The organism is Clostridium sp. LIBA-8553 (assembly GCF_057782465.1).
Genome location: NZ_CM173489.1, coordinates 230,243 through 246,270, shown reverse-complemented (window position 1 = coordinate 246,270; position 16,028 = coordinate 230,243). Strand labels below are relative to the sequence as shown.

The 16,028-nt window shown below is 35.2% G+C and carries 9 protein-coding genes, 1 tRNA gene and 3 rRNA genes; 3 read left to right on the top strand and 10 right to left on the bottom strand.

The window, feature by feature from the left end; genetic code table 11:
* Positions 1-5: 5 nt before the first annotated feature.
* The 5 genes from AC2JAQ_RS01020 to AC2JAQ_RS01000 all read right to left on the bottom strand — a co-directional run bounded on the left by AC2JAQ_RS01020 (position 6) and on the right by AC2JAQ_RS01000 (position 5,546).
* Positions 6-1,241, bottom strand: coding sequence for a glycosyltransferase (locus AC2JAQ_RS01020; protein WP_488457480.1), 1,236 nt, complete (start codon positions 1,239-1,241; stop codon positions 6-8).
* Between the two features lie 18 nt (positions 1,242-1,259).
* Positions 1,260-2,543 carry a glycosyltransferase gene (locus AC2JAQ_RS01015; protein WP_488457479.1) on the bottom strand — a complete coding sequence of 428 codons (1,284 nt, stop codon included), beginning with the start codon at positions 2,541-2,543 and terminating at the stop codon, positions 1,260-1,262.
* A 13-nt stretch (positions 2,544-2,556) separates the two neighbouring features.
* Positions 2,557-3,729 (bottom strand): ABC transporter ATP-binding protein, encoded by a 1,173-nt coding sequence (locus AC2JAQ_RS01010; RefSeq protein ID WP_488457478.1) that lies wholly within the window; start codon positions 3,727-3,729, stop codon positions 2,557-2,559.
* A 17-nt stretch (positions 3,730-3,746) separates the two neighbouring features.
* On the bottom strand, positions 3,747-4,568 hold the full coding sequence (locus tag AC2JAQ_RS01005) for an ABC transporter permease (protein ID WP_488457477.1): 822 nt from the start codon (positions 4,566-4,568) through the stop codon (positions 3,747-3,749).
* 231 nt (positions 4,569-4,799) lie between these two features.
* Entirely contained in the window at positions 4,800-5,546 is a 747-nt protein-coding gene (locus tag AC2JAQ_RS01000) for a peptidylprolyl isomerase (protein ID WP_488457476.1), read from the bottom strand.
* Between the two features lie 281 nt (positions 5,547-5,827).
* On the opposite strand from AC2JAQ_RS01000, the gene AC2JAQ_RS00995 reads away from it, so the two are divergent.
* Positions 5,828-6,295: a peroxiredoxin gene (locus AC2JAQ_RS00995; protein WP_488457475.1), complete on the top strand. Its 468-nt coding sequence runs from the start codon at positions 5,828-5,830 to the stop codon at positions 6,293-6,295.
* Between the two features lie 135 nt (positions 6,296-6,430).
* Here the strand turns inward: AC2JAQ_RS00995 and AC2JAQ_RS00990 are convergent.
* From AC2JAQ_RS00990 to AC2JAQ_RS00970, 5 genes are all read right to left on the bottom strand, one after another.
* Positions 6,431-6,506: transfer RNA gene (locus AC2JAQ_RS00990), tRNA-Phe, on the bottom strand.
* Between the two features lie 11 nt (positions 6,507-6,517).
* A 5S ribosomal RNA gene (gene rrf / locus AC2JAQ_RS00985) occupies positions 6,518-6,635 on the bottom strand.
* 50 nt (positions 6,636-6,685) lie between these two features.
* Positions 6,686-9,559 (bottom strand): 23S ribosomal RNA (locus AC2JAQ_RS00980).
* Between the two features lie 187 nt (positions 9,560-9,746).
* Positions 9,747-11,259: ribosomal RNA gene (locus AC2JAQ_RS00975) — 16S ribosomal RNA — on the bottom strand.
* Together the 16S, 23S and 5S rRNA genes with 1 tRNA gene alongside form the textbook arrangement of a ribosomal RNA operon.
* A 411-nt stretch (positions 11,260-11,670) precedes the next feature.
* Positions 11,671-14,211, bottom strand: a complete 2,541-nt coding sequence (locus AC2JAQ_RS00970) for a glycoside hydrolase family 3 protein (protein ID WP_488457474.1) — start codon at positions 14,209-14,211, stop codon at positions 11,671-11,673.
* Between the two features lie 414 nt (positions 14,212-14,625).
* Between AC2JAQ_RS00970 and AC2JAQ_RS00965 the strand changes: the two genes are divergently transcribed.
* Positions 14,626-15,303, top strand: coding sequence for a uracil-DNA glycosylase (locus tag AC2JAQ_RS00965; protein ID WP_488457473.1), 678 nt, complete (start codon positions 14,626-14,628; stop codon positions 15,301-15,303).
* A gap of 91 nt (positions 15,304-15,394) precedes the next feature.
* A complete protein-coding gene (locus AC2JAQ_RS00960; protein ID WP_488457472.1) occupies positions 15,395-15,922 on the top strand; it encodes a hypothetical protein in 528 nt (175 codons plus the stop codon).
* Positions 15,923-16,028 lie beyond the last annotated feature (106 nt).

Here is a 16,028-nt window from a genome sequence, read left to right as displayed (position 1 = left end):
CCCCATTAAGAGTTTAATATAAGCTCCTTAATGTCTTTTGCCTTTTGTCTCCAAGTATTTTGATTTCCTTCTTTTCTAAGTAAATCTATATATTCCTTAGAATGTTCTAACTCAGCTGCTTTTTTAATGTTATTTATAAAATCTTCGTGAGAATCACTTACTAGTGGTGATTCATATTTTCTACACTCTGGTAAAGCTGTTGTGACTATTGGTTTACCTAAGGCCATATACTCAAATAACTTTACTGGTGAAGTAGCCTCTGTTATCTCATTAACAACAAAAGGAATTATAGAAACATTAAAGAATTTAGAGTATGTTGGAAGTTCATTATAGTTAACAGTACCTAAATAATGAACATTATCTAATTTTAATATTCCACTCTTTCCTAATGATTGATCATAATCTATTCCTATAAGAACTATTTCATAGTCATCCTTAAACTCCTCAGCAAGCTCTTTTATTAAGTCATAATCAAACCAACTTGCTAAAGCTCCAAAGTAACCTATTATCTTTTTCTTGCTCTTAACAATATTTTTCATCTTTTCAGGAACTTTTTTGCAATCAATATCTGCAAAATGCTCATATTGAACTCCATTAGTTACAAGAGCTAATCTATTATCGCCTCTTAAGGCTTTAGCCTCTTGATATAACTTATCAGCTGTTGTTACAACATATACCTTCTCAGTATCTTCAAGCATTCTCTTATGACTTGCTTTTACTTCATCTGATATTTTATGTCCAGCAATCTCATCTGATAAATCATCAACATATTCATATATGATTTTAAAATCTCTATCAGTAAATTTCTTTAACCAACTATCATATTCAACAAATGAAGTTGAATAAATTTGTCCAAAAGCAGGTACTCCACTTTGAGATACTATGTCTATTAAACACTCTTGAAGCCAGTATAAATCTGTATTTACTAAATAAAGATTATCAGCCATCTTTTTATATGTTTGTATATCTTTATCAACATATGGTGATGCTTTATAGAAGTATAAAACATTCTCCTTAGCTAAGTTTAAAGCTATATGTTGAGGTCTTTGAAACATTTTAACCTCAAATCCAAAGTAAACATCAAATATAACTATAGCATCATAATTTCCGTTCTTTATAGCTCCAGTTATTTCATCAAAGAATACTTGTTTTTGATCCTCATGTCCCTTTTCCCTATATTTAAGTAACATTGGCTTTAATATAGGTCTTAATGCATTTTTTATTTTTCTTTTTAAATTCATCCTATTACCCTCTCACTATTAAATGTTTTTTTCAATTAATCTATCTAATATGGCAGCTTTCTCTCTCCATGTATTTGCTAGAGCTTCTTCTTTTAGATAGTCATAATACTCATCGTTTTTATCAAGAGTTAAAGCAAAGTCTAATTTTTCTATAAAGTCTTCATGGTTCTTTCCTATTAATACTGATTTATATTTTCTACATTCTCTCATATCAGTAGTAACTATAGGATGGCCCATAGCCATATACTCAAAAAGTTTAACTGGACTTGTAGATTCAGTTATATCATTTAATAAGAATGGTATAGTTGATATTGTAAAGTATTGAGAATACTTATTTAATTCCTTATAATCAACGACACCTAAATAATGTACATTTTCAAATTCATCTACTTTACTATCTTTAAAGCTATTATCATATAAAAATCCTATTAATACTATTTCATAGTTAGGTCTTTCTTTAGCTACTTTTTTAAGTAAATCATAATCAAACCATTTTGCTAAAGCTCCAAAATATCCTATTATAGGATTTCCTTTGCTTACTATGTCTTTTAACTTATCTGGAACCTCATCACTTCTATATTGCCAATGATCATATTGTACACCATTTGTTATCATAGCAACATTCTCTGTTCCTCTAATCTCTTCTATCTCTTCTATAAGTTTATCAGCTGACCCTACAGCTATATTGCTCTTATCTTCTATAATATGCTTATGTCTATCATATACAAATTCAGGCAAATGTCCTGATATTTCATCTGAAAGTTCATCTATATATTCATATATTATTTTAAATCCATTATCAGTGTATTTTTCTTTTATATATTGTTCATCTAAATAAACATCTGTTGAGTAAAGAGATAAGAACTTATGTCCTTTATATTCTCTTAAAATATCAAACATAGCATTTTGTAAAGCAAAATTAGCCATATTAACTAAGTAAAGTCTATCTTTTAACTTCTCAACTGTTTTTATATCTGGATCAAACTGTTCAGAAGTTCTATAAAAATAAAGATATCCATCATCAGTAAGTTCATTAGCCATATGCTGTGAACGTTGGAATAATGGAATATTCCACCCTACTCTTGAGTCAAAAACAACAACGGCTTTAAAATTCTCTTTATTTAATATTTTATGGAATATAGCATTAGCTTCTTCATAATTTTTTTTATAAACTAATGCATTATTATCCAACTTACCTTTAATACGTCTTTTTATATATCTCAAAATTCTCTTTATAACTTCTATCAAACCATCTTCTCTAAGTACTTCCGTTGCTCTCTTAGCAATTCTACCTATACTCATACTATTCCTCCGATTAATTACCCCAAGAATGTCCTAGTATTAAGAAACCCTCGCCTCTATACTTGTCATTCAAAGTAAAACTATATGCATTTATTTTTCTATATACTTCCTCTTCACCATCTCTTAAAACAAAGTCAATATAATAAACTCCTGCTACTAAGTTAACTTTATTTAAAGATACCTTTAATTTATTAACTCCTAAGTTAAAAGGAATACTTTTCATATTGTCCTTACTATTTATACCACAAACAAATTGATCGTTTCCCCTAGTTGTACCCGGTTCATAGTCAGTTTTTCTAAACTCTAAAACTATATTAGGATCTTTTAAATCATTTGAAATAAGATCATAATCAACCTCTAAGTTTATAGTTTCGTGATATTCAACTTCCTTAACATTAGATTTAACTAATATACTATTTATTATGTCACTTTTGTGCTCTTTTAATTGTTCTATATTAGCAGGATTGAAATTTAAATTATAATATCTTTCTACTACAATTACAGAATTTCCATCATCTACAACCTGCCCTTTTTGAAGCCAAATTGCTCTATCACAGAATTTTTTAACTGTACCAAGTCCATGAGAAACATAAAGTATTGTTTTTCCTTTTTTCTTAAACTCATTAAATTTTTCCATACATTTAACTTGGAAGCCAACATCACCAACTGATAATATTTCATCAACTATCAATATATCAGGGTCTACATTAATAGCAACAGCAAAAGCTAGTCTTGCGAACATCCCGCTTGAATAGTTTTTTACTGGCTGTTCTATAAATTTTCCTATATCAGCAAACTCTAATATATCCTTTAATTTTGAATCTATATCTTCTTTAGTTAAGCCATTTAAGCTACCGTTAAAATAAATGTTTTCCATTCCTGTAAGCTCTGGATTGAAACCAGAACCTAATTCTAGCATGGATGCTAATCTACCATTTATCTCAATTTCACCTGAAGTGGGGAAAGCAACTCCTGTTAGCAATTTTAAAAGTGTTGATTTACCGGCCCCATTATGACCGATAATACCAACACATTCCCCTTTACCTATTTCAAAAGAAACTCCTTTTAGAGCATAAAATTCTTTTATATTTTTTTCCTTACCAAAAACATTTGCTAATCTTTCAGATCTCTTTTGGTATAATTTATATTTTTTAGTTAAGTCTTTAACTCTTATAGCAACAGACATATTCTGTACCTCTCTTTTTATAAAACATCATCAAACTCTGGTCTAAATTTATTGAATACTTTAGAACCAAATATAAATAATATTATTGTTACTATCCAGAAATAAACTCCATCCGCTACTCCAACTGTATGTGTTCCTAAATATGCATCTCTAAATAAAACCGCTAAATAATATAAAGGGTTTAACTTTAATATTTTTTCAATCCAAGGCATACTTCCACCTACAGGTAAAGTTCCTGCTTGCCACATAACTGGACACATCCAGAATAAAAATTGCATAAATACAGATATTCCATGTAATATATCAATTGACATTACTACCCATGCAGATAATAATCTTGATAAAGCTGCTAAGAATATTATTGTTATTACAATAGCATAAATTAATTTAGGTATATTTATTAATCCTAAATCACCATTAACTGCAAATATTATAAAGCTTATTACTAATAAAACTAAAAATGTGTAAAAACTAATTACTATTCTTATAGTAGGTAATATTTCTACAGGGAATTTAACCTTTTTGACCAAAAAGGAGTTAACCCTTATGGAACTTGCTCCTGCCACAATTACGTCTGAAATAAATATCCATGGTATGTATGCTGAAACTAACCAAACTAAGTAGCTAACTTCTACCGCCTGAACTCTTTGCTTTACTCCAGTTGAAAATATCATCCAGAAAACAGTTATCATAGCTAGTGGTCTTATTATAGCCCAAGCCATTCCTAACTTAGAACCAGCAAACTCTTTTTTAAATTCTTTCTTGGATATGCTAAATATCATTCTCCAATGAGAAAAAATACTTTTCTCAATCTCAAGCCAATCCTTCAAGTTGTTCACCTCTGCTTATTATCTATTTTTTTTGTAAAATAACTAAACCTAATTATACCACAAATACTTAAAAAAGATTTATACATTTATATTACAAAGTAATATAATCCACTTATTATTTAATATCCTATCTTAAGTATTAACTTCTATAGACTTAACTACACATAAAAATAATAAAAAAAGATTAGATACAGGATAAATCTCCCATATCTAACCCTCTTAATAGAATTTAAATTAGAATTAAGCTAATTTAACACCATACTTATCTCTTAATTCTTTTATTAATTCTAAGTATTTCTTTTGTTGTCTTTCTTGAATTAACATGTTAACAACTTGATCTTTAACCTCTTCAAAAGCTTTAGTTTTAGCTTCTGTTTTATCTTCTACTTTTATTAAGTGATATCCAAATTGAGTTTTAACTGGAGCACTAACTACACCTAATTCTAAGTTGAATGCAGCTTCTTCGAATTCTGGAACCATCATTCCTTTTGAGAATGAACCTAAGTTACCACCTTGCTCTTTTGAAGGACAGCTTGAGTATTTGTTTGCAGCATCTTCAAAAGTGATTGATCCTGAAGCTATTTCTTCTTCTACTTTCTTAGCTTCTTCTTCTGATGCAACTAATATATGCTTAGCTGTTACAGTTTCTAACTCAACAAAATTATCCTTGTGATCTTCATAGTAAGCTTTTGCTTCATCATCAGTTACAGTAACTTGTGATAAAGTTTTTTTCATAACCATTTGAGCTAATAACTCTTTAGCAAATTTATTTAATTGATCAGTAAATTCTTCTGTTTTATCTAATCCAGTTTCTTTTGCAAATTCAGACATTAATTCAAATGCGATAGCTTGCTCTAAAACTTGTCTTCTTCCTTCTTCACTAGCAAGCATAGCTTGTTGTTGAGCTGGGTATCTTGCTATTATCTCATCTATATAGTCTGAAGTTATCTCTGTATTTCCAACTGTTGCTAAAACTTTCTTTTCCATATATATTATCTCCTTTGCAATTAAAGTTTTATTTTCCTATACTTCATATATTAACATACATTTAGTGAATTACAAAGGAATTATGAGTATTTTTCTAATCTATGAAATGACTTTGGATTTTAATACAAATATGCTTAAAAATTATGCATTTATGGATTTTAAATTTCAAAAATTACAATTAAAATTAGATAAATTAATATTATAAATAGTTTAAAAAACCAATTTATTGATAATAAATAATAATTATTATATAATATAAATAATTTAAAGGAGGGATTCTTATGTCAATTGAAATAAATAAATTAGCTCCAGACTTTAATCTTATGGGCTCTGATGGAAAAGAGCACTCTCTAAGTGATTATAAAGGTAAAAACATAGTTTTATACTTCTATCCTAAAGATAATACTGCAGGCTGCACTACTGAAGCTTGTGACTTTAGAGATAATATGCAAAACTTTAGTGATTTAGATGCAATTATTCTTGGAATCTCTAGAGATTCTCTAGCATCACATGATAAATTTATTACTAAATTATCACTTCCATTTGTATTACTTAGCGATCCTGATGAAACTGTATGTAAATTATATGATGTAATAAAAGAAAAAAATATGTACGGTAAAAAATATATGGGTGTAGAAAGAAGTACTTTTATAATTAATAAAGAAGGTATATTAGTAGGAGAATTTAGAAAGGTTAGAGTTAAAGGACATATAGATAAGGTATTAGAGACTATAAAAAATTTAGCTTAAAATAAAAGTGGTCTAAATTTAGATCACTTTTATTTATATATACTTAAAGTTTTAATTACAAATCTCAAGCCAAAAAGTTTTAAAATATATAAAATATAAAACAAAAAAAGCTTAGTGAATTTTCACTAAGCTTTTTGGTGGCTCGAGCAGGAATCGAACCAGCGACACGAGGATTTTCAGTCCTCTGCTCTACCGACTGAGCTATCGAGCCATAAAAGAAAAACCTGGCGACCACCTACTCTCCCACACAGTCTCCCGTGCAGTACCATCGGCTTCTAAAGGCTTAACCGTCGTGTTCGGAATGGGAACGGGTGTTACCCTAAAGAACATCATCACCAGATGTTTGAAAGTTTTGTTCTTTCAAAATTGCACATATTTAATTTACTATATTTGGTCAAGCCCTCGATCTATTAGTATCGGTCAGCTGAACATGTTACCATGCTTACACCCCCGACCTATCAACCTTGTGTTCTTCAAGGGATCTTACTAGCTTACGCTATGGGAAATCTCATCTTGAGGTTGGCTTCACGCTTAGATGCTTTCAGCGTTTATCCATTCCCGACTTAGCTACCCAGCTGTGCTCCTGGCGGAACAACTGGTACACCAGAGGTCAGTCCATCCCGGTCCTCTCGTACTAAGGACAGCTCCTCTCAAATTTCCTACGCCCGCGACGGATAGGGACCGAACTGTCTCACGACGTTCTGAACCCAGCTCGCGTGCCGCTTTAATGGGCGAACAGCCCAACCCTTGGGACCTACTTCAGCCCCAGGATGCGACGAGCCGACATCGAGGTGCCAAACCTCCCCGTCGATGTGGACTCTTGGGGGAGATCAGCCTGTTATCCCCTCCCACGAGGTACCACCGGATCACTAAGCCCGACTTTCGTCCCTGCTCCACTTGTGGGTGTCGCAGTCAGGCTCCCTTCTGCCTTTGCACTCTACGAACGATTTCCGACCGTTCTGAGGGAACCTTTGGGCGCCTCCGTTACTTTTTAGGAGGCGACCGCCCCAGTCAAACTGCCCACCTAACAATGTCCTGTGACCAGATTCATGGCCGCCAGTTAGAATTTCAGTACTGTCAGGGTGGTATCCCAAGGATGGCTCCACTAAGGCTGACGCCCTAGTTTCCTAGCCTCCCACCTATCCTGTACAGACAATACCAAAACTCAATGCTAAGCTACAGTAAAGCTCTACGGGGTCTTTCCGTCCAATCGCGGGTAGCGAGCATCTTCACTCGCACTACAACTTCGCCGGATTTACAGTTGAGACAGTGCCCAAGTCATTACGCCATTCGTGCGGGTCAGAACTTACCTGACAAGGAATTTCGCTACCTTAGGACCGTTATAGTTACGGCCGCCGTTTACTGGGGCTTAAGTTCACACCTTCGCTTGCGCTAAGTGTTCCCCTTAACCTTCCAGCACCGGGCAGGCGTCAGCCCCTATACATCAGCTTACGCTTTAGCAGAGACCTGTGTTTTTGCTAAACAGTTGCTTGGGCCTATTCTCTGCGGCCTACTCTCGTAGGCACCCCTTCTCGCGAACTTACGGGGTCAATTTGCCGAGTTCCTTAACTGTAATTCTTCCGCCGGCCTTAGGATTCTCTCCTCACCTACCTGTGTCGGTTTGCGGTACGGGCACTACTTCTCTCTCTAGACGCTTTTCTTGGCAGCGTGGAATCATGTACTTCGGTTCCGTGGAACCTTCCCCATCACGCCTCAGCATTATGAAAGCGGATTTGCCTACTTTCACTGCCTAAACGCTTAGACTAGCATCCAATAGCTAGCACACACTATCCTCCTGCGTCACGCCATCGATAATAACGATGGTAGTGGTACTGGAATATCAACCAGTTGTCCATCACCTACGCCTTTCGGCCTCGGCTTAGGTCCCGACTAACCCTCAGCGGACGAACCTTCCTGAGGAAACCTTAGGTTTTCGGCCTGTGGGATTCTCACCCACATCTCGCTACTGATGCCAACATTCTCACTCGTAACCAGTCCACCGCTCCTTACGGTACGACTTCAGCCCGGTTACGACGCTCTCCTACCGCTTGAACTAAGTTCAAGCCCGTAGCTTCGGTGGTAAGTTTAGCCCCGTTACATTTTCGGCGCAAGATCTCTCGACTAGTGAGCTATTACGCACTCTTTTAATGAATGGCTGCTTCTAAGCCAACATCCTAGTTGTCTTAGAAATCTCACATCCTTTCCCACTTAACTTACACTTTGGGACCTTAGCTGACGATCTGGGCTGTTTCCCTTTTGACCACGGATCTTATCATTCGTAGTCTGACTGCCGAGCTCAAAGTATGTGGCATTCGGAGTTTGATAAGGTTCGGTAAGCGCTATGCCCCCTAGCCCATTCAGTGCTCTACCTCCACTACTCATACTCGACGCTAGCCCTAAAGCTATTTCGGAGAGAACCAGCTATCTCCGGGTTCGATTGGAATTTCTCCGCTATCCACAGCTCATCCCATGCTTTTTCAACAGCAACGTGGTTCGGTCCTCCACGAGGTTTTACCCTCGCTTCAACCTGGCCATGGATAGGTCACCCGGTTTCGGGTCTACGGCATGCAACTAGTCGCCCTATTCAGACTCGGTTTCCCTTCGGCTCCGTACCTTAAGTACTTAACCTTGCTACATACCGTAACTCGTTGGCTCGTTCTACAAAAAGCACCTCATCACCCTCATAAGGGGCTCTGAGCGGTTGTAGGCACACGGTTTCAGGTTCTATTTCACTCCCCTCCCGGGGTTCTTTTCACCTTTCCCTCACGGTACTGCTTCACTATCGGTCATCAGGTAGTATTTAGCCTTGGGAGGTGGTCCTCCCTGCTTCCCACAAGGTTTCACGTGTCTCGTGGTACTCTGGATCATAACTCGTGGTCTTCTCGTTTCACTTACAGGACTATTACCTTCTACGGTGGAGCTTTCCAGCTCTCTTCAGTTACAATAGCCTCCACTTTTATGTTATGTCCACAACCCCGGAAACAAGTTTCCGGTTTGGGCTCTTTCCCTTTCGCTCGCCGCTACTAAGAAAATCGATTTTTCTTTCTCTTCCTCCAGGTACTTAGATGTTTCAGTTCCCTGGGTTACCTTCATTAAGCTATGTATTCACTTAATGATACATGGGGTTTCCCATGTGAGTTTCCTCATTCGGAGATCTTCGGATCTCAGGCTATGTGCGCCTACCCGAAGCTTATCGCAGCTTATCACGTCCTTCATCGGCTCCTGATGCCAAGGCATTCACCATGCGCCCTTTGTAGCTTGACCTATATTAGTTATAGTTCTCATTTTACAAAGAATAGAAATTGGTTTTGCCAATTTGGCTTGTTGTTTCTATAAATTAAATTATGTGCAATTTTCAAAGAACAATTTTGAGAGATAGTCTCTCAAAATTAAACAGAGATATTATCCAGAATTCATTATCATCTTAGTTATCCTAAGATGTATTCCTTAGAAAGGATGTGATCCAGCCGCAGGTTCTCCTACGGCTACCTTGTTACGACTTCACCCCAATCGCTGACCCTACCTTCGGCCGCTGCCTCCTTGCGGTTAGCTCACGGACTTCGGGTATTGCCAACTCTCATGGTGTGACGGGCGGTGTGTACAAGACCCGGGAACGTATTCACCGCGACATTCTGATTCGCGATTACTAGTAACTCCAGCTTCATGTAGGCGAGTTTCAGCCTACAATCCGAACTGAGACTGGTTTTAAAGTTTGGCTCCACCTCACGGTATTGCATCTCTCTGTACCAGCCATTGTAGCACGTGTGTAGCCCTACACATAAGGGGCATGATGATTTGACGTCATCCCCACCTTCCTCCTGGTTAACCCAGGCAGTCTCGCTAGAGTCCTCAACTTAATGGTAGTAACTAACGACAAGGGTTGCGCTCGTTGCGGGACTTAACCCAACATCTCACGACACGAGCTGACGACAACCATGCACCACCTGTCACCTTGTCCCCGAAGGGATTTCCTCGATTAAGAGTAATGCAAGGGATGTCAAGTGTAGGTAAGGTTCTTCGCGTTGCTTCGAATTAAACCACATGCTCCGCTACTTGTGCGGGTCCCCGTCAATTCCTTTGAGTTTTAATCTTGCGACCGTACTCCCCAGGCGGAATACTTAATGCGTTAGCGGCGGCACGGAGGTGTTGAAACCCCCACACCTAGTATTCATCGTTTACGGCGTGGACTACCAGGGTATCTAATCCTGTTTGCTCCCCACGCTTTCGAGCCTCAGCGTCAGTTACAGTCCAGAGAGTCGCCTTCGCCACTGGTGTTCTTCCTAATCTCTACGCATTTCACCGCTACACTAGGAATTCCACTCTCCTCTCCTGCACTCTAGATAACCAGTTTGGAATGCAGCACCCAAGTTGAGCCCGGGTATTTCACATCCCACTTAATCATCCGCCTACGCTCCCTTTACGCCCAGTAAATCCGGATAACGCTCGCCACCTACGTATTACCGCGGCTGCTGGCACGTAGTTAGCCGTGGCTTCCTCCTTGGGTACCGTCATTATCTTCCCCAAAGACAGAGCTTTACGATCCGAAAACCTTCATCACTCACGCGGCGTTGCTGCATCAGGGTTTCCCCCATTGTGCAATATTCCCCACTGCTGCCTCCCGTAGGAGTCTGGGCCGTGTCTCAGTCCCAATGTGGCCGATCACCCTCTCAGGTCGGCTACGCATCGTCGCCTTGGTAGGCCGTTACCCCACCAACTAGCTAATGCGCCGCGGGTCCATCTCATAGCGGATTGCTCCTTTGGTTAAAAGATGATGCCATCTCTCAACATTATGCGGTATTAATCTCCCTTTCGGGAGGCTATTCCACTCTATGAGGCAGGTTGCCCACGTGTTACTCACCCGTCCGCCGCTAATCCGTTTCCCGAAGGAAACTTCATCGCTCGACTTGCATGTGTTAAGCACGCCGCCAGCGTTCATCCTGAGCCAGGATCAAACTCTCAATTTAAAAGTTTAATCTATACTCATATTACTTATAAAAGAATTGCTGGTTTATGTTAATATCTTCTGTTTAATTTTCAAAGACCATTTCTTCGTCGCCCTCAAGCGACTTTCTTAGTTTAACATCACTTTGAAACTTTGTCAACAACTTTTTTCAAAACTTTTAATTTATTTTGTTAAGTTGTTTGTATGTCTCTCAGCGACGAGATTTATCTTACCATGTATAGTCTTATATCTATATTTGCAACATGTAGTTTGTTGAATATTATTCCTATAATTCTTTATTTTTCTTCATTATTCAACATGATTCATATACTGATACACTTGGATAAGTTTTCATGATAAAGAGCATATTAATATGTAAAATTAAAGGAATACTGTAAAAACAAGTATCCCTTTAATTTATTTTCATATGATTTTAATTGTTTTTTCTTCTAAATCTTTTACTTTTTAATCCTATTCCTGCTAAAAGATAAATTGAACCTAATCCAAAAATAAACTCTCTACTAACTGCAGATCCTGTTTGTGGTAATTCATCTTCGTTCTTATCTTCCTCTTCTTCATTATTATCCTCTTTATCTCCATCATCATCTGGCTTTACAGGTTTATCTTCTTTTTCATTCTCTTGTATCTCAAATTTTACACTAGCTTCTTTTTGATTAAACTTCCTATCCTTTGTATCAATTAACTCCGAACTTATAACACCTATACTAGTTGATTCTGTTTTATCAAGTGCTTTAAACTCTAACTTAAATTTTAACTCATTAGCTTTTAAATTATTATTTTCCACGTTTATTATTACTTCTAAAGTATTATTATCTATAATATTAGTCTTTAATTCCCCTTCTTCATCAAGCTTACCTGAAACAAATTCCAAATCATCCTCATTAAATCTAATCTTAACTCTGTATTCTTTTGCTATTATTTCATTAAAATCATCCAATTCAAATTCTACTTCAAAATTTTCCTTTGATTTTATTTCTTCATCAATACTTATTTCAATCTTTCCTAAGTCATTTAAATTAGTAATTCCATAATCATAATTATAATAATTAACCTCTGTATTCATAGTTCCATCATCATTTAAACTTGGAATATCTACTGGTAATTTTCCTTTTGCCTCTGCACCTCCAAAAATAACTCCAATGGCTGCTGGAATATTAGGTCCTGAAGATTTAGTTGGGAATAATGTATCACCTTCAGTTGGATCCATACCTTTAAATCCATATGCCACAACCTGTGCTTTTGCATTATCATAAGCTGATACATCATATGGATTTCTTAAACTTATAAGTACAGTATCTTTATTCAACTCATTTCCATAATCTATTACAGATCTAGGTAAATCTCTACTCCAATTACCAGGTTTTAAATGACTAGCATTACTTGCTAGGGAAGCTACTATTATATAATCAGCATCCTCAATTTTTGCTCTTAAACTTTCATCTATAACTCCTATATTATTGTATGCATAGGTATCTAACTGCACACTATTTAAACTATTCTCATGTATAAGTCTGTTTATTCCAAATTTCATGCTATAAAGCTGACTATCATTTGGTGCTATTAATAAAACTTTTTCTCCCTCTTTAGGATTTAATGGAAGCACATTATTTTCATTCTTGGTAACAGTAATAGCTTCTTCTGAAATTCTTCTTTCTATAGTCCTATTTTCAATAGAGCCAACAACTTCTTTAGCTTTTTCAAGCTTTTCTTCTAAAGGTATATAGCTCTCTTTTAAATCAATTATTCCTCTATCTATTTTAAGTTTAACTATTCTTTCTGCAGAATCAGTTATTTCCTCTTCTTTAATTTCTCCACTTTTAACAGCATCTAAAACTCCACTTATTATATAATCTAATTTTTCAACCTCAGCTTTACTTCTTAATATAGTAGGCATAAGAACAATATCTATACCTGCATTTATAGCCATTTTTGTTGATTCTAATTCTCCAAAATTATCTGCTATGGCTTTCATATTCATAGCATCAGTTATTACAACTCCATCATAACCCATTTCTTTTCTTAAAACACCAGTTATAATATCATCTGATAAGGTAGCTGGAATTCCTATTTGACTTCCATCTTTTTTAGATATAACAGTATCCTTCTCTACTTGTGGAAACTGTATGTGAGCTGTCATTATCATATCTATTCCATTTTCTATAGCTATTTTAAATGGTTTAAGCTCTGTTTTTCTCAATTCTTCAATAGACTTATCCACTACTGGTAATCCATAATGTGAGTCAGTTGCAGTATCTCCATGTCCTGGAAAGTGTTTTGCAGTTGCGGCAACACCTTGATTTTGAATACCTTTTGCAATATTTGCACCTAAATTACCTACAAGATCTGGATTGCTAGAAATAGACCTTACACCTATGACTGGGTTTTCAGGATTATTATTTGTATCTAAAACAGGTCCAAAATTAACATTTACCCCCAAAGCATTTAATTCTCTTCCAATTACATACCCTGCATCATATGAAGCTTTTTCGCTCCTAGTAGCACCTAATGCCATATTTCCTGGTAAGTTAGTTCCTTCGCCAAGCCTAGTTACTATTCCTCCCTCTTGATCTAAGGTTATAAGCAATGGCAGATTACCATCCTTATCATTTATGGCTACTTCTTGTAAATCATGTATTAAAGTAGTTGTTTGAGCTGCCTCCTTAACATTTTCAGCAAAAAGTATTACACCCCCTAAATCATATCTATCTATTACCTCGGCGATTTCATTATTAATTTTTGTTACATCAGATTGTGATGTAGCGCCTTCCTCTTGCCACATTCTAAAATCAGGCATTATCATCTGTCCAAGTTTTTCTTCCAAAGTCATATTAGAAACTATCTCTTTAGCTCTAACATTTGAATCTACTGCCATAACATCTTTATTATTACTAAAAAAAGTAGTCGTAACTATTGAAGCTGCCATTAGTATTGCAGCTATCTTCTTTAATAACATAAATCTCTCCCCCTTAGCTTAACAATTATATCCATTTGTAAACATTTCCCTAGTATATGTATACTAATCTTTTAATATAATTATTAATAAAAAATAAAGGTTCTTTACCAAAGTTATTTACTAAAATAAAACTTATAAGCTTTATTTAAATTGCTTTAATAAAGCTTATTTTAAAGCAATATGCATTTTAACATTCTTTTCTATAGATACATTCACCCTAAATTTATGAAATATATGAAAATTCCTGCTTTCCAACTCTTTTTCGCTAGATAAGTCTAATAGATTTCATATGTGTTAAGACTATTAAGGTTATTATGTTAGAACCTAATTTAGCACCCTTGTTATAAAAAATTATTAAGTATAAAATTTAATTATACTTTAGTAGAATTTATTTTAATAAACGGAGGTAATTTAATGTCTGCTGAATTTAATAATGATTGGGATAACCTATTAAAAGATGAGTTCAAAAAGGAATATTATCTAAAACTTAGAGAGTTTTTAATAAATGAATATAAAACACAAATAATCCATCCAAGTATGTATGATATATTTAATGCATTGAAATTTACACCTTATAATGAAGTTAAAGTTGTTATTTTAGGACAGGATCCATATCATGGTCCAAACCAAGCTCATGGTTTTAGCTTTTCTGTAAAACCTGGAGTACAAACTCCTCCTTCACTTAGAAATATGTTTAAAGAATTAAACTCTGATCTTGGCTGTTATATCCCTAATAATGGCTTCTTAGAATCTTGGGCAAAGCAAGGTATTCTTTTATTAAATACTGTTTTAACTGTTAGAGAGGGTCAGGCTAACTCTCATAAAGGTAAGGGATGGGAAATCTTCACTGACAGAATAATTGAATTATTAAATAAAAGAGATGAGCCTATAGTTTTTATTCTTTGGGGAAGAAATGCAATTTCAAAGGAAGCTATAATAACTAATCCAATACATAAAATAATTAAGTCAGTACATCCAAGCCCACTATCTGCAAATCGTGGATTTTTCGGTTCAAAACCATTTTCTAAGACAAATGACTTTCTAGTTTCAATAAACAAAGCTCCTATAGACTGGCAAATACCTAATATTTAAATTAATTATAAATTAAATTATTTAAGGAAACTTTTTACCCCTAATTTAATATACTCTATTATAAACATTAATTTAATTAGGAGTTATTTTTATGAGAAATTATAGAGATGATGATGAAGATTTAAAATTTGTTACTATGAATATGAAAAGCAATCAAGACGGTGCTTTTATGCCTATGGATCACAAGTCTAAAAAGACTAAATCAGACTGTAAAATGCATGATCATGAGATGATGCATAAACATGGTATGATGCCTAAACATGGTATGATGCCTAAACATGGTATGATGCATAATCCTAGTATGATGCCTAATCCTAGTATGATGTGTATGCATTGTATGATGTGTCATCCTAATATGATGATGTGTCATCCTAGTATGATGATGTGTCACCCTAGCATGATGATGTGTCACCCTAGCATGATGATGTGTCACCCTAGTATGATGATGTGTCATCCTAGTATGATGATGAATGATTCTAATATGATGATGCATGATCCTAGTATGATGCAATCAAGATCTTATTATAATAATTATTATGTACATCAAATGTTTCCTAAAAATGACGTGATGGTAAAAACTCCAATAACAGTGAAAAAGGAATCAGAGTTATTAGGTTAATCTATATTTAGTATATAAATACCAAATATAGTAAGCTACTATTAGTATGTTCTTAAAACTTATATACTAATAGTAGCTTTATTTGTTTCTATTTTATTACGATTAT